This is a genomic window from Enterococcus sp. DIV0421, from assembly GCF_051713745.1.
GTDB classification, from domain to species: Bacteria; Bacillota; Bacilli; order Lactobacillales; family Enterococcaceae; genus Enterococcus_D; species Enterococcus_D casseliflavus.
In genome coordinates this window covers 17,614-36,631 of record NZ_JBIOQM010000003.1, presented here as the reverse complement: position 1 = coordinate 36,631, position 19,018 = coordinate 17,614, and the positions used below count along the sequence as shown (strand labels likewise).

Below are 19,018 nucleotides of genomic sequence, written 5' to 3'. Positions count from 1 at the left end.
AATAATAGATATATTTATATTATGTCTAATTAATCAATGGAATGGTTACATGTTAAAAAGTATTTTTTTGACTATTTTCTTGAGTTTCGTTTTATTACATCGTGTATACAGTTATTGCTGTCATTAAAAATTTATACATGATAATTTGCGTTCTAACTGATAGTAATCTCTTATTTCACTATATCTTGAAATAAGAGATTATGTTGGAATAATAAAAAATGAGTACTATTCTAATTGAATAAGTATAGGAGGTGGACGAAATAAAAAATCAAAGATTCATCCTTGTTAAAGTCTAATATAAATATTATATTCTCGATTTATCTAGAGAGAAACTGTGTTTTGGATATTGAATTAATATGATAAGAGGACAGAGTGCATGTGTTATTTTAAATAATTAAATGAGGTGTTTGCCAATATATCAATGATATTTTTATTGTTATTGTAATACATAATTATAGGAGGATAAAATGCTCGATAAGTATTTATATAATTTTATAGGAACTTCAAGAAAGTTAATTATTACTGTTGTTTTCCTAATGATGATTAGAGTCCTAATGCTAGGATTAATTGCTGTAGCTTTTGCAGCTTTTGTATTAGGGGAAGAAAAAGCTTTTCTTTCTTTAAGCGTGATAGGGAGTTTTGTGATTGGGTTTAAAGTAAGAGCTCTTGCTATTAAAGGAATCACAAAATTTCAAGCAAAAATTATTAGTCAGGTAAAATCTAATATAAGGAAAGTGATGCTGGAGAAAAGTTTGAGTATTGGAGCAGCATATAAAAATAATTTTTCAACTTCGGATTTGATAAATATGGGAGTAGATACAATTGAACAATTAGAGAATTATTATGGTAGATTTGTTACTGAGTATTATGGTGTTTACGGGACTAGTTTTGTAACTTTTTGTATTTTATTTTTTTTAAATTGGAGAGTTGCACTACTATTTTTAATGCTATTTCCAATTATACCGTTATTTTTAAAATTTTTATTAGAGATGGTTACGACTAAACAAACTAAATATTGGGGGAAATATCAAGATGTAAGTCAATTGTTCTTAGATTCTCTTCAAGGCATTAAAACTTTGAAAATATTTTGTGCTGATAAGAAAAGGCAAAAAGAAATTGAACGACTTTCAGAGGACTTTCGGAAAGAAACTATGAGTATATTAGCCATGCAATTAAATTCAATTACAATAATTGAATGGATTGCTTATGGTAGTACTATATTTGTTATATGCTTTGCTGGAAAAGAGTATATAAGTGGTAATTTAAATGAATTTGGTCTGATTGTTACTCTAATAATAATGTTAGAGGGATTTAAACCAATGATAACTTTAACTAGCACATTTCATGTTGCAATGACTGGGGTGGCAGCTGGGAAAAAAATAATAGATTTATTACAAATTCCTGATACCAAATCAGAAAAAGTTTGTTCTAATTTTTTGGATATCTTAGTAATAAAGGATCTCAGTTTTAATTATAAAAATCAGAAAAAGGTTCTTGATGAAATCAACTTAGAAATAAATCTTGAAAAAGGATTTATTGCGTTTGTCGGAGAATCTGGATGCGGGAAAACAACCCTTATGAATTTGATATTGGGAGTTACAAACAATTATACTGGACAAATCATGTTTGTAAATAAAGACAAATCTTGTTTGAAAAATAAACGTTTGGAAACAGTTATTACTAGGATAGGGCATAACTCACATTTTTTTGAAGGAACAGTCAGAGATAATTTGTTAGTAGCTTCACCATATGTTTCTGATGAATATATAGTTGATTTATTAAAAAAAGTGAGATTGTTTGATGAACTTAAGTTTAGAGGAGGATTAGATTGTTTGCTCACATCTGGAGGGAGCAATCTATCTGGAGGTCAAAGACAGAGACTGGCGTTAGTAAGAGCTATTATAAAAGATAGTCCTATGTATATATTTGATGAAGCAACTTCAAATATTGACGCAGAGAGTGAAGAAATTATTTTTAACATAATTAAGGAGTTATCTAAGTCAAGAGCAGTGTTTGTTATCTCTCATCGATTAAAAAATATTGTGGAAGCGGATATGATTGTTCATTTGAACTCAGGAAAAATTCTAGGAAAAGGAACTCATTCAGAACTCATGAAGATTGATGATATCTACAAAAAAATGGTTGATTTACAATTCAAAATAGAAGCGTTTAGCAGGGGGATACTGTAGTGTTTGGATCAGCAAAAGTTTTATTTAAACTAATATACTTAGTTAGACCACTCAGCAAAGAAATGTGTATTGCCATATTATCAGGAACGTTATCGTTTTTAGTTTTTACAGGAATGGTATATACGTCAAGTCACTTGATTATTAGTGTTATTTTGTTTAATAAATTCGATGTTTATTTTTTGTATGGTTTGTTATTGTTAATTTTTTTTCGGGGATTATTTAAATATTTGGAACAATACATGAATCATTTAATTGCTTTTAAAATTTTGGCATTTATAAGAGCACAGCTTTTTAAAAAGATTAGACAACTAGGACCTGCTAAATTGAGTCAAATTAATAAAGGAAATATTATGTCGATGATTGGTGGAGATATTGAGTTGCTAGAAGTTTTTTTTGCACATACGATTTCCCCAATCATGATTGCATTATTCACCTCTGTTGTTTATATAAGTTTTTTTTATAGTGTTAATCAGGGATTAGCGATATTGTTAGGAAGTTCATATCTTTTTTTAGGAATTATACTGCCAATTATCTTTTCAAAATGCTCACAAAAAGCAGCGCTTAATATGAGGAATGGGGTAGGATCTCTTAACGCTGCTTTTTTGGATATTTTAAGAGGGATTGATGAAATTGTACAATTTTCTTATTCATCAAAAGCATTAAGTAAAGCTGAAAGTATCAATAAACGAATTTGTGATAATCAAAGAAAGTTAGTCAATCAATTATCAATGCTACTTTGTTTGATAGATTTATTTACAATTTCATTCAGTTTTTTTGTTGTTCTATATACAAATAAAATAGGCTTAAATCCATTAGTATTTGGATTAACATCATATTATTCTTTTCAAAGCATTATTCCCATTACACTTCTTGGCAATGGTCTTTCACAAACGATAGCTAGTGCAGAAAGAGTTGTTAGTATTCTAAATGAAGAACCAATTGTTAAAGAAGTTCGTAATGGTTTAGAGCCATCAATGTTTCCTATAATTCAATTTAAAAACGTATCATTTGGATATGATAAAGAGAGTAAGATTATAGAAAATATTGATTTCAAAGTAGATATGGGTGAAATTGTTGGTATAGAAGGAAAAAGTGGTGTGGGCAAATCGACATTGTTAAATTTATTGATGAGATTCTGGGACGTTGACAATGGAAAAATAATGATAGATGGGAATGATATCACTTCTTTAAATACTGAGTATCTTTGGGAGAATATTAGTTATATGACTCAAGAAACAGATCTGTTTGAAGGAAGTATTATAGATAATTTATTAATTGCAAGGCCGCAAGCAACTGAATCCGAGATAAAAATAGCTTGTGAAAAAGCTTCAATACTAGATTTAATTTTAGATCTTCCAGAGGGATTCAATACTCAAATAAAAGAATTAGGAACAAATTTTTCTGGGGGAGAGAGACAGCGCTTAGGATTAGCACGTTGTTTTTTGAAAGATGCACCTATATTATTATTGGATGAACCAACGAGTAATTTAGATGTGCTAAATGAGAATATTATTTTAACTGCTATTTTAACTCATATGAAAAACAAGACTATTTTATTGTTGAGTCATCGTACACTACCGCTTAGTATTTGTGATAGGATTATCAAAATTGAGTGAGTATTTTTTGTTTAGGTAAATATTAATTACAAAATCATAATAAAATTATTTGGACAAAATATATTTTACGAGGACTGAAGCGTTATGCAACATCAAATCTGGGCCAGAATGAATTACATTCTGGCTCTTTGACATTTAGTGTTGGTAGAGAGATATACAATTGAAAATTTAGTCATAACCAGTTAGGCAGAGTGCTTAACTGGTTTTTATTTGGAAGATCAAGCCTTGAATGAGATAAGTCTTTGCTCGAAAGTTGTGGAAATTTCGATAGCCGTAGGCTACTCGATCACTTTTATCTTGTTGTTTGTTCTTTCTAATATACCATTACTATAGCTGGTTTTTAACATAACTAGGCAGAAGTCGCCCATCCTCTATAGGTGGGTGATAAATGCCGTTCGGTATGAGGGTTACCGTCGGTAACTTGAAGACCGAAAACTAAGGCGTATTGTCTTTTTATTTTGTCCTATGTTACAATCAGTCTATACAAGAAATGAGTTGATGTAACATGGAATTAGATACAAATAACCATTCAGTATTTCTTCTTTATTACCACCTTGTTTTAGTAACGAAATATCGTAGACAAGTAATTGATAATGAAATATCTAACTACGCTAAAGCGACTTTTGAAAGAATCTCAGAATCGTATCACATCACTTTAGTTGAGTGGAATCATGATAAAGACCACGTTCATATTATGTTCAAAGCTCAACCAAAAACAGAGTTGACAAAATTTATTAATGCCTATAAAAGTGCCAGCTCACGTTTGATAAAGCGTGATTATCCAAGAGTCAAACAATTTCTTTGGAAAGAAATGTTCTGGTCAAAAAGTTTTTGCCTTCTGACAACTGGTGGAGCACCAATTGATGTGATTAGGAAGTATATTCAAAATCAAGGAAATAATCATAAATAGAAAGCGAGTAAGCTTTATGGAGTGACTAAAAGCATATAAATTTAGAATCTATCCAACAGAAGAGCAAGAATCCTTTTTTGTTAAGTCTTTTGGCTGTGTACGTAAGTTTTACAATCTAATGCTTAATGACCGAATGAATGTTTATGAAGAAACTAGAAAAGATTACTCTAAAAAAATGAGTTTTCCAACGTCTGCAAAATATAAGTAAGATTTTCCGTTCTTGAAAGAAGTGGATAGTCTGGCTTTAGCGAATGGACAACTCAATCTGGATAAGGCGTATAAGAATTTCTTTCGCAATAAATCCGTCGGATTTCCTCGTTTCAAAAGCAAGAAAAATCCAGTTCAAAGTTATACACCCAACAAGCAAAATGAAAAAGAAACTTTAATGTGAACAATGTAAGTTGTCAAGACGTTCCTTATTAGCTAAACAAAAAGATATCAATCTGTGTGAAGCTAGAAATTATCAAAAACAAAAACGTAAAGTAGCAAAATTGCATGATAAAAGTAATGAATCAACGTACTGATTTTCTGAATAAGTTGAGCACAGAAATTATTAAAAATCACGATAATATCTGTATTGAAGACTTAAACACAAAAAGTATATTGCGTAATCATAAACTAGCAAAAAGTATTTCGGATGTTTCTTGATCTAGTTTTGTGACTAAATTACAATACGAAGCTGACTGGTACGGTTGGAAGATCATCAAAGTGGATAAGTGCTTTCCTTCTAGTCAAATCTGTTCGAATTGTGGACGTAAAGACACCAAGAAATCTCTTGAAATTCAAGAATGGACTGGTTCTATTTGCCATACTTATCATGACTGAGATATCAATGCATGGTATCAATATCCTGACCGAAGGTCTAAGGCTACTTTCTATGGGATTGGCTTAAATCAAATAAACAAGAACCGTAGGAACTACGGGGATTGGTAAATAAGAGACACCCCTGTTAGTAAAGAAATATGCTATCAAGTATGCTCTTTTCCCAAGAAGTTCCCACTTCAAGCGTAAGAACCCGTTAGGTTTAGCTTAAGTGGTGAGTAGTTCACTTTCATCGTTTTATGTTATAGTGCGTATAGTTATTATAATTGCTATAGAAAATAATTAGTCCAAGTTATTTTTTGAATCAATAAGTTTTTGTCAGATAAAGCTCATGGTTGAGTTTTAAATAACTAAAGTTATTTAAAACTGTTGATGAGATTTGATTACTTTTCATACAAATAACAAAAATTAATATTTGTTTTTTCACAACGATTCGTTATCAAAATACTTAACAAAAAAAGTATATGTTGATTTTTAGTTAAGTAGGATAGTTGGTAAAGTAATACGTATATATTTAAGAGATTTAGCATCTTTATTTGTGATTAAAATCACATGATGTAAGCTTTTATAGTTTAAGGGAGTAGTGTGGAGAATAACATTAAAATTTTTAGCCTGTTTATTTTTAACATACGTAATACTTATCTATTAAATTTTAATTGGTAGAGAAATTTTAAATTATTGGGTAATGATTGTACGTAAGATATTAATTTAAAAGAATAACTAAAAATGAAGGGAAAAATTAATGAGAAGATATGCTTATATAAGAGTTTCCACTAAAGATCAAAATATTGATAGACAAGTTTTAGCTATGGAAAGTGTGGGATTAGAAAGAGAACAAATGATGATTGACTATCAAACGGGAAGCGATTTTAAACGAAAAAATTATAGGAAATTAGTAAAAAAATTAAGGAAAGGAGATGAATTATACATTAAGTCAATTGATCGTTTAGGAAGAAATTATGAGGAGATTTTAGAGGAATGGAGATATTTAACGATTATAAAAGAAGTCGATATCATTGTTTTGGATTTCCCTATGTTAGATACTAGGCAAAAGGTAAAGGGGATTACAGGAGAATTTATTGCAGATTTAGTATTACAGGTTTTATCATATGTTGCTCAAGTAGAAAGAGAAAACATTAGCCAGAGACAAAAAGAAGGCATTCAGGCAGCTAAAATGAGAGGGATACAGTTTGGTCGACCTAAAAAGGAATATCCCTCTGATTTTGAATTAGTCTCAGGGTTATGGAGAGAAGGGCATATCAGTTTAAGAGATGGTGCAAAACGATTAGGAGTTAGTCATACGACCTTTTCTAGATGGATAAAAAATCAAAAATAATACTTAATTCTTTGGGATTTTTTATTGCATTTCTGTAGAGCATCTATTTTTTTTTTGAAATTGAAGTGGTGTTAAACCAGTATGTTTTTTGAATATTTTTGAAAAATGTGAGGTGTCATGATAATGTAATTCTTTTACAACTTTGGAAGGGGGCATTTGACTCAATAGTAGACATTTGGCAACCAATATTTTTTGCTGCTGGATGTAACTTCCAATTGTAATTCCTACCTCTTTTTTAAAACGGCGACGTAAGTGAGTATTTGAAACATAAAAGTGGTTTTCAATATCTGATAGAATTGTTGCGTCATAAATATGAAACCCAATATATTGGATGACTTGATGGATGAATGTTGAATATGATTTTACATGGATCTCTTGTAGAGATTCAGTAAAATGTATGATAGCACTATCTCTTGTTGTCAAGATATCTAAGAGAGTTTCTTGTTCCTCAATTTCTTTTACATAAAAATTGCGTAAAGCTAAACTATCCATAACATCTCCTCCCATTTGTATAACAAACCAAGATAATTTTTCCATCAGTAAGATACAGTAATTTTTTTCTTCTCTTATAGAGGAGGTATTGGGAATAGGGAGTATTCCTAATGGAATTTCTTGAACAAGTTGTTGTAAAGCGTAGGGATCTCCTGTTGACATGAGTTTCATCAACCTATGTTCCAGACAAAAGTTTTTTTTGTAAGAATCCAGCGTTTCTTTTGTTAAAGGTTTTTCAAAGTGAATTTTATTATTTATTATTTTACCTTGTAAAAATCTAGTGTAGTAATTTTCTAGATTCAAAGAAAACAGATCATCGATGATGGCCAATAAATTCCTCAAATGATCAGAGGAGTATACAGGAATGTTCTGAACATAATGTTTTTCGGATTTATCGACGATTTTTAAAATATTTTGTTTTTGCAAATGATGAATAGGTCCAATTGAAACAAAGCAATCTTCAAGTGGGAAAACTAACCAAATTTCTTGAAAATTACCGCATTGTATTGTAAGCGGTTTCTCTTCGTCTAATGGTGGAAGAGCTCGAGTGAATGGTTGTTTTCTTAAGCCCTTTATTGATAGTTCGTTAAAATTGTAGTCATAAACTGTCACATATAAATCAATAATAGAACTTAGTTTTTTTATTTTTTTTCGATTGTCTAGTGATATCCCCATATATATTTCACCCTTTTTTTAGTTATTTAATTTGATAATATAAATGTTCGTAATACTTTGTCAAGCGGAAATTTAAAATTTGTTTTTATATAAACCCTTTTCAAATGTTGATATGACGCTTTTTGCGTCTTTTTATTATGGGGGGTAATATTTGTCCTAAATATAATGTGCTTGTAACGAAAACTACACCTTTTGTTACAATGCAAATGTAATAAAAGCTAAGTATTCATTTGTTTTGAGTACGCTATATTTACAATCAATTTTCAACCAGTCAAACAAAATAACACCTGTAACAAAAGGTGTACGTTTTGTTACAGGTGTTATTTTGTTTGATTGTAGAAAGGAGTTTGATTTTATAGAGTTTGTTATAGACGTTGGTAATTAACTAGAAAAAGATGAGGAGGATTGTCGATTGGAATTATACAGAAATATAATTAAAGCTAAAAAGTTAAAGTCGGACACTCAAAGACCTAAATGGGGAATGAAGAAGTTATCAATAGGCTTGGTTTCTTGTTTGTTAGGTATAAGTTTTTTGACAAGTGATCCAGCAACAGTGGATGCTTATAGTAATTGGCTGGATGTACGTCAAGGTGCATTTAGTGATTCGGAGCAAGAAGTAAGGGATAATTCTGGAACTAAGCAAGGTGGTTCAGCATGGGTTTCTCAAAAACATCGAGAAGTTGATGGGAAACATTATATTGATTATACTGTCCAATTTAATAATAGAAGTGAGCATTGGAGTTATCCATGGTTATATTTTTATATACCGTCACATGCTACAGTGGTAGAGAACAAAGTTGAACGCTATGAACGAGATCAGTACGATAGTGCGGTTTTTGAAGTAGAAGACACACTTTATCTAGAAAATAGATTGACTGATCAATGGGCAGGGAATAAAAGCCGAGAATATTGGACAGGAACAGACTTAAAAAATCACTTTGATCGAGAAGTTAGATATTGGAATGATGAACAACTCAATAGATGGTTTGACGATAATAAATTTAGCGGCGTCATTACAAGTCAAGAAAGAGCCTCTTCAAATGCATTTCAATGGAAGTTAACTGTAGAAGTCGAAGATGGCTATGATTGGCGGGAACTACCAGCTCTAGCAGTGATTCAAAATGGTAATGGAAGCTATGTACGAGCTTGGGGGATTGGGCCAAAGGATTCGGATTTTGATGGCTATGCGGACTATAAAGAAAACGAAGTCGGCACAAAAATTAATGATCCTGATGACCATCCTAAAGAAGCCGACGAAAAAGAACCAGCATTGAAAGACCAAACTCCAGTAGAAACAACAGTAGGAGAAGCATTCAATGATGATGACATCTTAGGCAAAGTGGAAGTTCCGGAAGGAGCAACTGCAACTGTGAAAGAGAAACCAAGCGCTGATACAGAAGGCGAAGGGGAAGCAACAGTTGAAGTAACTTACCCAGATGGAAGCAAAGACGAAATCAAAGTTCCAACGAAGGTAAATCCTAAGGAAGACACAACAAAACCAACGGTTAATAGTGTCACATATCATATCCCAGTTGGAAAGAATGTCAAAATTACAAAAGAATCTAATATTAAGGTTGATGTTACAGATGAATCAGGGATTCAATCTTATGACAGAGTAGCTAATGTTAATGTTCTTAATGGTGGTAAAGAAAACTATACATCATTATCAAGATTTGGTTTAGTACTCGATTCGTCAGAAGGTTATTTGACAAGCAGTGACAAAGGTACTGTTCAACAAGATTCAGGCGAAATTCAAACAGTTTTAGGACATTATGGAATGCTTGTAGAAGCCACTGATAAAGCTGGAAATCATATTACTTGGCAAGATTATCCAGGTGATGCAAATAACAAATTTAATATCATTACTACTTTAGCAGAATCTCAAGAAGGAACTCATGTTTACGGAGATACTTTCGAAAAAGATGAGATCTATGAGTTAGTTACAGTAAAAACCGATAATGGACAAAGTATCCCAGAAGGATATGTTCAAAGCAAGGAACTTGTGACTAAGGATGGCGAGACTACAGACGAGATTCCATCAATGGGTGAAGATAATGTTGTTTATGTTAAATTGACCTATTTAAATACCAAGGATAGTACAAGTACAATGACGGAAATTGTACCTGTTACATTATCCTATGGTCCAATTACTGATCAGATTACCCCTGTAGATCCAACAGTAGTGACTGTTTCTAATCCAACTGAGTTAACAGAATTAGAAAAACAAGCAGTTGCTGAAGCTGTAAAAAATGCAAATCCAACTTTTCCTGAAAAAACAGAAGTTGAGGTGTCTTTAGATGGTGTTGTAACTGTGAGGTATCCAGATAATTCCATCGATACTATCTCAGCTGATAAAACAATCAAAAAAGAACAAAGAGCAATTCGACATGAAGTGGTTACTAAGGTTCTGTATGATTTAAAATATAGAACAGAGGAAGAATTAGCAGAAGATAAGAAGATTGATGAGTTGTTTGAATCAGATGGCATTAAATATTTGTATCAAGCTGCTGATTTATTCACTGGAGATGTTCTAAATATTTGGAATGAACATGCAGACAAGAGTCAGAAGGATGGAAGTTATCAAAAAGCTGTAGAAGGTCAATATTCTGAAGTGAAAGCTGTACTCGGAAAATTACCGACTAAAGTCGAAGTTGAAAACGGGAAATACATTTTACTTACGGATGTTCCTGCAATGGCAAAAGATGCTAAGGAAAATGAGATAGAATATCGCTATCTATATGTATTTGTTCCAAAACAATCATTTATAAAAGAACCAACATTGAAAGATCAAACTCCAGTAGAAACAACAGTAGGAGAAGCATTCAATGATGATGACATCTTAGGCAAAGTGGAAGTTCCGGAAGGAGCAACTGCAACTGTGAAAGAAAAACCAAGCGCTGATACAGAAGGCGAAGGGGAAGCAACAGTTGAAGTAACTTACCCAGATGGAAGCAAAGATGAAATCAAAGTTCCAACGAAGGTAAATCCTAAGGAAGCAACACCAACAGAAGCCGACGAAAAAGAACCAACATTGAAAGATCAAACTCCAGTAGAAACAACAGTAGGAGAAGCATTCAATGATGATGACATCTTAGGCAAAGTGGAAGTTCCGGAAGGAGCAACTGCAACTGTGAAAGAAAAACCAAGCGCTGATACAGAAGGCGAAGGGGAAGCAACAGTTGAAGTAACTTACCCAGATGGAAGCAAAGATGAAATCAAAGTTCCAACGAAGGTAAATCCTAAGGAAGCAACACCAACAGAAGCCGACGAAAAAGAACCAACATTGAAAGATCAAACTCCAGTAGAAACAACAGTAGGAGAAGCATTCAATGATGATGACATCTTAGGCAAAGTGGAAGTTCCGGAAGGAGCAACTGCAACTGTGAAAGAAAAACCAAGCGCTGATACAGAAGGCGAAGGGGAAGCAACAGTTGAAGTAACTTACCCAGATGGAAGCAAAGATGAAATCAAAGTTCCAACGAAGGTAAATCCTAAGGAAGCAACACCAACAGAAGCCGACGAAAAAGAACCAACATTGAAAGATCAAACTCCAGTAGAAACAACAGTAGGAGAAGCATTCAATGATGATGACATCTTAGGCAAAGTGGAAGTTCCGGAAGGAGCAACTGCAACTGTGAAAGAAAAACCAAGCGCTGATACAGAAGGCGAAGGGGAAGCAACAGTTGAAGTAACTTACCCAGATGGAAGCAAAGATGAAATCAAAGTTCCAACGAAGGTAAATCCTAAGGAAGCAACACCAACAGAAGCCGACGAAAAAGAACCAACATTGAAAGATCAAACTCCAGTAGAAACAACAGTAGGAGAAGCATTCAATGATGATGACATCTTAGGCAAAGTGGAAGTTCCGGAAGGAGCAACTGCAACTGTGAAAGAAAAACCAAGCGCTGATACAGAAGGCGAAGGGGAAGCAACAGTTGAAGTAACTTACCCAGATGGAAGCAAAGATGAAATCAAAGTTCCAACGAAGGTAAATCCTAAGGAAGCAACACCAACAGAAGCCGACGAAAAAGAACCAACATTGAAAGATCAAACTCCAGTAGAAACAACAGTAGGAGAAGCATTCAATGATGATGACATCTTAGGCAAAGTGGAAGTTCCGGAAGGAGCAACTGCAACTGTGAAAGAAAAACCAAGCGCTGATACAGAAGGCGAAGGGGAAGCAACAGTTGAAGTAACTTACCCAGATGGAAGCAAAGATGAAATCAAAGTTCCAACGAAGGTAAATCCTAAGGAAGCAACACCAACAGAAGCCGACGAAAAAGAACCAACATTGAAAGATCAAACTCCAGTAGAAACAACAGTAGGAGAAGCATTCAATGATGATGACATCTTAGGCAAAGTGGAAGTTCCGGAAGGAGCAACTGCAACTGTGAAAGAAAAACCAAGCGCTGATACAGAAGGCGAAGGGGAAGCAACAGTTGAAGTAACTTACCCAGATGGAAGCAAAGATGAAATCAAAGTTCCAACGAAGGTAAATCCTAAGGAAGCAACACCAACAGAAGCCGACGAAAAAGAACCAACATTGAAAGATCAAACTCCAGTAGAAACAACAGTAGGAGAAGCATTCAATGATGATGACATCTTAGGCAAAGTGGAAGTTCCGGAAGGAGCAACTGCAACTGTGAAAGAAAAACCAAGCGCTGATACAGAAGGCGAAGGGGAAGCAACAGTTGAAGTAACTTACCCAGATGGAAGCAAAGATGAAATCAAAGTTCCAACGAAGGTAAATCCTAAGGAAGCAACACCAACAGAAGCCGACGAAAAAGAACCAACATTGAAAGATCAAACTCCAGTAGAAACAACAGTAGGAGAAGCATTCAATGATGATGACATCTTAGGCAAAGTGGAAGTTCCGGAAGGAGCAACTGCAACTGTGAAAGAAAAACCAAGCGCTGATACAGAAGGCGAAGGGGAAGCAACAGTTGAAGTAACTTACCCAGATGGAAGCAAAGATGAAATCAAAGTTCCAACGAAGGTAAATCCTAAGGAAGCAACACCAACAGAAGCCGACGAAAAAGAACCAACATTGAAAGATCAAACTCCAGTAGAAACAACAGTAGGAGAAGCATTCAATGATGATGACATCTTAGGCAAAGTGGAAGTTCCGGAAGGAGCAACTGCAACTGTGAAAGAAAAACCAAGCGCTGATACAGAAGGCGAAGGGGAAGCAACAGTTGAAGTAACTTACCCAGATGGAAGCAAAGATGAAATCAAAGTTCCAACGAAGGTAAATCCTAAGGAAGCAACACCAACAGAAGCCGACGAAAAAGAACCAACATTGAAAGATCAAACTCCAGTAGAAACAACAGTAGGAGAAGCATTCAATGATGATGACATCTTAGGCAAAGTGGAAGTTCCGGAAGGAGCAACTGCAACTGTGAAAGAAAAACCAAGCGCTGATACAGAAGGCGAAGGGGAAGCAACAGTTGAAGTAACTTACCCAGATGGAAGCAAAGATGAAATCAAAGTTCCAACGAAGGTAAATCCTAAGGAAGCAACACCAACAGAAGCCGACGAAAAAGAACCAACATTGAAAGATCAAACTCCAGTAGAAACAACAGTAGGAGAAGCATTCAATGATGATGACATCTTAGGCAAAGTGGAAGTTCCGGAAGGAGCAACTGCAACTGTGAAAGAAAAACCAAGCGCTGATACAGAAGGCGAAGGGGAAGCAACAGTTGAAGTAACTTACCCAGATGGAAGCAAAGATGAAATCAAAGTTCCAACGAAGGTAAATCCTAAGGAAGCAACACCAACAGAAGCCGACGAAAAAGAACCAACATTGAAAGATCAAACTCCAGTAGAAACAACAGTAGGAGAAGCATTCAATGATGATGACATCTTAGGCAAAGTGGAAGTTCCGGAAGGAGCAACTGCAACTGTGAAAGAAAAACCAAGCGCTGATACAGAAGGCGAAGGGGAAGCAACAGTTGAAGTAACTTACCCAGATGGAAGCAAAGATGAAATCAAAGTTCCAACGAAGGTAAATCCTAAGGAAGCAACACCAACAGAAGCCGACGAAAAAGAACCAACATTGAAAGATCAAACTCCAGTAGAAACAACAGTAGGAGAAGCATTCAATGATGATGACATCTTAGGCAAAGTGGAAGTTCCGGAAGGAGCAACTGCAACTGTGAAAGAAAAACCAAGCGCTGATACAGAAGGCGAAGGGGAAGCAACAGTTGAAGTAACTTACCCAGATGGAAGCAAAGATGAAATCAAAGTTCCAACGAAGGTAAATCCTAAGGAAGCAACACCAGATACCGATGGTGATGGCTTAAGCGATGAGGAAGAAGCAAAACTTGGCACAGATCCAGCGAAAGCAGACAGTGACGGGGACGGCTACTCAGATGCAGAAGAAGTGAAAGCAGGAACCAATCCAACGGATCCAGAATCACATCCATCACAACCAGTTGCAGGTGATACCGATGGTGATGGCTTAAGCGATGAGGAAGAAGCAAAACTTGGCACAGATCCAGCGAAAGCAGACAGTGACGGGGACGGCTACTCAGATGCAGAAGAAGTGAAAGCAGGAACCAATCCAACGGATCCAGAATCACATCCATCACAACCAGTTGCAGGTGATACCGATGGTGATGGCTTAAGCGATGAGGAAGAAGCAAAACTTGGCACAGATCCAGCGAAAGCAGACAGTGACGGGGACGGCTACTCAGATGCAGAAGAAGTGAAAGCAGGAACCAATCCAACGGATCCAGAATCACATCCATCACAACCAGTTGCAGGTGATACCGATGGTGATGGCTTAAGCGATGAGGAAGAAGCAAAACTTGGCACAGATCCAGCGAAAGCAGACAGTGACGGGGACGGCTACTCAGATGCAGAAGAAGTGAAAGCAGGAACCAATCCAACGGATCCAGAATCACATCCATCACAACCAGTTGCAGGTGATACCGATGGTGATGGCTTAAGCGATGAGGAAGAAGCAAAACTTGGCACAGATCCAGCGAAAGCAGACAGTGACGGGGACGGCTACTCAGATGCAGAAGAAGTGAAAGCAGGAACCAATCCAACGGATCCAGAATCACATCCATCACAACCAGTTGCAGGTGATACCGATGGTGATGGCTTAAGCGATGAGGAAGAAGCAAAACTTGGCACAGATCCAGCGAAAGCAGACAGTGACGGGGACGGCTACTCAGATGCAGAAGAAGTGAAAGCAGGAACCAATCCAACGGATCCAGAATCACATCCATCACAACCAGTTGCAGGTGATACCGATGGTGATGGCTTAAGCGATGAGGAAGAAGCAAAACTTGGCACAGATCCAGCGAAAGCAGACAGTGACGGGGACGGCTACTCAGATGCAGAAGAAGTGAAAGCAGGAACCAATCCAACGGATCCAGAATCACATCCATCACAACCAGTTGCAGGTGATACCGATGGTGATGGCTTAAGCGATGAGGAAGAAGCAAAACTTGGCACAGATCCAGCGAAAGCAGACAGTGACGGGGACGGCTACTCAGATGCAGAAGAAGTGAAAGCAGGAACCAATCCAACGGATCCAGAATCACATCCATCACAACCAGTTGCAGGTGATACCGATGGTGATGGCTTAAGCGATGAGGAAGAAGCAAAACTTGGCACAGATCCAGCGAAAGCAGACAGTGACGGGGACGGCTACTCAGATGCAGAAGAAGTGAAAGCAGGAACCAATCCAACGGATCCAGAATCACATCCATCACAACCAGTTGCAGGTGATACCGATGGTGATGGCTTAAGCGATGAGGAAGAAGCAAAACTTGGCACAGATCCAGCGAAAGCAGACAGTGACGGGGACGGCTACTCAGATGCAGAAGAAGTGAAAGCAGGAACCAATCCAACGGATCCAGAATCACATCCATCACAACCAGTTGCAGGTGATACCGATGGTGATGGCTTAAGCGATGAGGAAGAAGCAAAACTTGGCACAGATCCAGCGAAAGCAGACAGTGACGGGGACGGCTACTCAGATGCAGAAGAAGTGAAAGCAGGAACCAATCCAACGGATCCAGAATCACATCCATCACAACCAGTTGCAGGTGATACCGATGGTGATGGCTTAAGCGATGAGGAAGAAGCAAAACTTGGCACAGATCCAGCGAAAGCAGACAGTGACGGGGACGGCTACTCAGATGCAGAAGAAGTGAAAGCAGGAACCAATCCAACGGATCCAGAATCACATCCATCACAACCAGTTGCAGGTGATACCGATGGTGATGGCTTAAGCGATGAGGAAGAAGCAAAACTTGGCACAGATCCAGCGAAAGCAGACAGTGACGGGGACGGCTACTCAGATGCAGAAGAAGTGAAAGCAGGAACCAATCCAACGGATCCAGAATCACATCCATCACAACCAGTTGCAGGTGATACCGATGGTGATGGCTTAAGCGATGAGGAAGAAGCAAAACTTGGCACAGATCCAGCGAAAGCAGACAGTGACGGGGACGGCTACTCAGATGCAGAAGAAGTGAAAGCAGGAACCAATCCAACGGATCCAGAATCACATCCATCACAACCAGTTGCAGGTGATACCGATGGTGATGGCTTAAGCGATGAGGAAGAAGCAAAACTTGGCACAGATCCAGCGAAAGCAGACAGTGACGGGGACGGCTACTCAGATGCAGAAGAAGTGAAAGCAGGAACCAATCCAACGGATCCAGAATCACATCCATCACAACCAGTTGCAGGTGATACCGATGGTGATGGCTTAAGCGATGAGGAAGAAGCAAAACTTGGCACAGATCCAGCGAAAGCAGACAGTGACGGGGACGGCTACTCAGATGCAGAAGAAGTGAAAGCAGGAACCAATCCAACGGATCCAGAATCACATCCATCACAACCAGTTGCAGGTGATACCGATGGTGATGGCTTAAGCGATGAGGAAGAAGCAAAACTTGGCACAGATCCAGCGAAAGCAGACAGTGACGGGGACGGCTACTCAGATGCAGAAGAAGTGAAAGCAGGAACCAATCCAACGGATCCAGAATCACATCCATCACAACCAGTTGCAGGTGATACCGATGGTGATGGCTTAAGCGATGAGGAAGAAGCAAAACTTGGCACAGATCCAGCGAAAGCAGACAGTGACGGGGACGGCTACTCAGATGCAGAAGAAGTGAAAGCAGGAACCAATCCAACGGATCCAGAATCACATCCATCACAACCAGTTGCAGGTGATACCGATGGTGATGGCTTAAGCGATGAGGAAGAAGCAAAACTTGGCACAGATCCAGCGAAAGCAGACAGTGACGGGGACGGCTACTCAGATGCAGAAGAAGTGAAAGCAGGAACCAATCCAACGGATCCAGAATCACATCCATCACAACCAGTTGCAGGTGATACCGATGGTGATGGCTTAAGCGATGAGGAAGAAGCAAAACTTGGCACAGATCCAGCGAAAGCAGACAGTGACGGGGACGGCTACTCAGATGCAGAAGAAGTGAAAGCAGGAACCAATCCAACGGATCCAGAATCACATCCATCACAACCAGTTGCAGGTGATACCGATGGTGATGGCTTAAGCGATGAGGAAGAAGCAAAACTTGGCACAGATCCAGCGAAAGCAGACAGTGACGGGGACGGCTACTCAGATGCAGAAGAAGTGAAAGCAGGAACCAATCCAACGGATCCAGAATCACATCCATCACAACCAGTTGCAGGTGATACCGATGGTGATGGCTTAAGCGATGAGGAAGAAGCAAAACTTGGCACAGATCCAGCGAAAGCAGACAGTGACGGGGACGGCTACTCAGATGCAGAAGAAGTGAAAGCAGGAACCAATCCAACGGATCCAGAATCACATCCATCACAACCAGTTGCAGGTGATACCGATGGTGATGGCTTAAGCGATGAGGAAGAAGCAAAACTTGGCACAGATCCAGCGAAAGCAGACAGTGACGGGGACGGCTACTCAGATGCAGAAGAAGTGAAAGCAGGAACCAATCCAACGGATCCAGAATCACATCCATCACAACCAGTTGCAGGTGATACCGATGGTGATGGCTTAAGCGATGAGGAAGAAGCAAAACTTGGCACAGATCCAGCGAAAGCAGACAGTGACGGGGACGGCTACTCAGATGCAGAAGAAGTGAAAGCAGGAACCAATCCAACGGATCCAGAATCACATCCATCACAACCAGTTGCAGGTGATACCGATGGTGATGGCTTAAGCGATGAGGAAGAAGCAAAACTTGGCACAGATCCAGCGAAAGCAGACAGTGACGGGGACGGCTACTCAGATGCAGAAGAAGTGAAAGCAGGAACCAATCCAACGGATCCAGAATCACATCCATCACAACCAGTTGCAGGTGATACCGATGGTGATGGCTTAAGCGATGAGGAAGAAGCAAAACTTGGCACAGATCCAGCGAAAGCAGACAGTGACGGGGACGGCTACTCAGATGCAGAAGAAGTGAAAGCAGGAACCAATCCAACGGATCCAGAATCACATCCATCACAACCAGTTGCAGGTGATACCGATGGTGATGGCTTAAGCGATGAGGAAGAAGCAAAACTTGGCACAGATCCAGCGAAAGCAGACAGTGACGGGGACGGCTACTCAGATGCAGAAGAAGTGAAAGCAGGAACCAATCCAACGGATCCAGAATCACATCCATCACAACCAGTTGCAGGTGATACCGATGGTGATGGCTTAAGCGATGAGGAAGAAGCAAAACTTGGCACAGATCCAGCGAAAGCAGACAGTGACGGGGACGGCTACTCAGATGCAGAAGAAGTGAAAGCAGGAACCAATCCAACGGATCCAGAATCACATCCATCACAACCAGTTGCAGGTGATACCGATGGGTTAGTAAATAAAAGATTTCCTGCTACAGGAGAGGTATCGAATAATACAGAGACAGCTTTAGGGTTATTAACACTATCAGGAAGTGGACTTCTTGCTTTGGGTATATTCAAAAAACGTAAAGATGAAGAATGTTAGATGAGTTGTAAGTTG

Annotated in this window: 6 protein-coding genes and 2 pseudogenes; 6 read left to right on the top strand and 2 right to left on the bottom strand. The window is 37.9% G+C overall.

Features of this window, described 5'->3' with window-relative positions; genetic code table 11:
* Positions 1-467: 467 nt before the first annotated feature.
* On the top strand, positions 468-2,189 hold the full coding sequence (locus IGI96_RS18140) for an ABC transporter ATP-binding protein/permease (RefSeq protein WP_438785491.1): 1,722 nt from the start codon (positions 468-470) through the stop codon (positions 2,187-2,189).
* Complete coding sequence (locus IGI96_RS18135) at positions 2,189-3,805, top strand: amino acid ABC transporter ATP-binding/permease protein (protein WP_438785490.1); 1,617 nt, start codon at positions 2,189-2,191, stop codon at positions 3,803-3,805. Before IGI96_RS18140 ends, IGI96_RS18135 begins: the two co-directional genes overlap by 1 nt.
* Before the next feature lie 195 nt (positions 3,806-4,000).
* On the opposite strand, the pseudogene IGI96_RS18130 reads toward IGI96_RS18135, so the two are convergent.
* Positions 4,001-4,146: pseudogene (locus IGI96_RS18130) on the bottom strand (transposase); the annotation flags it as partial.
* Positions 4,147-4,310: 164 nt separating this feature from the next.
* On the opposite strand from IGI96_RS18130, the gene tnpA reads away from it, so the two are divergent.
* The 3 genes and pseudogenes from tnpA (at position 4,311) to IGI96_RS18115 (ending at position 6,873) form a co-directional block, all read left to right on the top strand.
* Complete coding sequence (gene tnpA / locus IGI96_RS18125) at positions 4,311-4,715, top strand: IS200/IS605 family transposase (RefSeq protein ID WP_438785489.1); 405 nt, start codon at positions 4,311-4,313, stop codon at positions 4,713-4,715.
* A 46-nt stretch (positions 4,716-4,761) separates the two neighbouring features.
* Positions 4,762-5,607: pseudogene (locus tag IGI96_RS18120) on the top strand (RNA-guided endonuclease TnpB family protein).
* A gap of 672 nt (positions 5,608-6,279) precedes the next feature.
* Positions 6,280-6,873: a recombinase family protein gene (locus IGI96_RS18115; protein ID WP_438785488.1), complete on the top strand. Its 594-nt coding sequence runs from the start codon at positions 6,280-6,282 to the stop codon at positions 6,871-6,873.
* 21 nt (positions 6,874-6,894) lie between these two features.
* On the opposite strand, the gene IGI96_RS18110 is transcribed toward IGI96_RS18115, so the two are convergent.
* Complete coding sequence (locus IGI96_RS18110; RefSeq protein ID WP_438785487.1) at positions 6,895-8,040, bottom strand: YSIRK-targeted surface antigen transcriptional regulator; 1,146 nt, start codon at positions 8,038-8,040, stop codon at positions 6,895-6,897.
* A 481-nt stretch (positions 8,041-8,521) separates the two neighbouring features.
* Here IGI96_RS18110 and IGI96_RS18105 point away from each other — a divergent pair, with 481 nt between their 5' ends.
* On the top strand, positions 8,522-19,003 hold the full coding sequence (locus IGI96_RS18105) for a Rib/alpha-like domain-containing protein (protein WP_438785486.1): 10,482 nt from the start codon (positions 8,522-8,524) through the stop codon (positions 19,001-19,003).
* The last annotated feature ends 15 nt before the right edge of the window (positions 19,004-19,018 follow it).

Coding starts and splice junctions, on each gene's coding strand:
- IGI96_RS18140 (WP_438785491.1), top strand. CDS start 468: ATGCTCGATAAGTATTTATATAATTTTATAGGAACTTCAAGAAAGTTA.
- tnpA (WP_438785489.1), top strand. CDS start 4,311: ATGGAATTAGATACAAATAACCATTCAGTATTTCTTCTTTATTACCAC.
- IGI96_RS18115 (WP_438785488.1), top strand. CDS start 6,280: ATGAGAAGATATGCTTATATAAGAGTTTCCACTAAAGATCAAAATATT.
- IGI96_RS18110 (WP_438785487.1), bottom strand. CDS start 8,040: ATGGGGATATCACTAGACAATCGAAAAAAAATAAAAAAACTAAGTTCT.
- IGI96_RS18105 (WP_438785486.1), top strand. CDS start 8,522: ATGAAGAAGTTATCAATAGGCTTGGTTTCTTGTTTGTTAGGTATAAGT.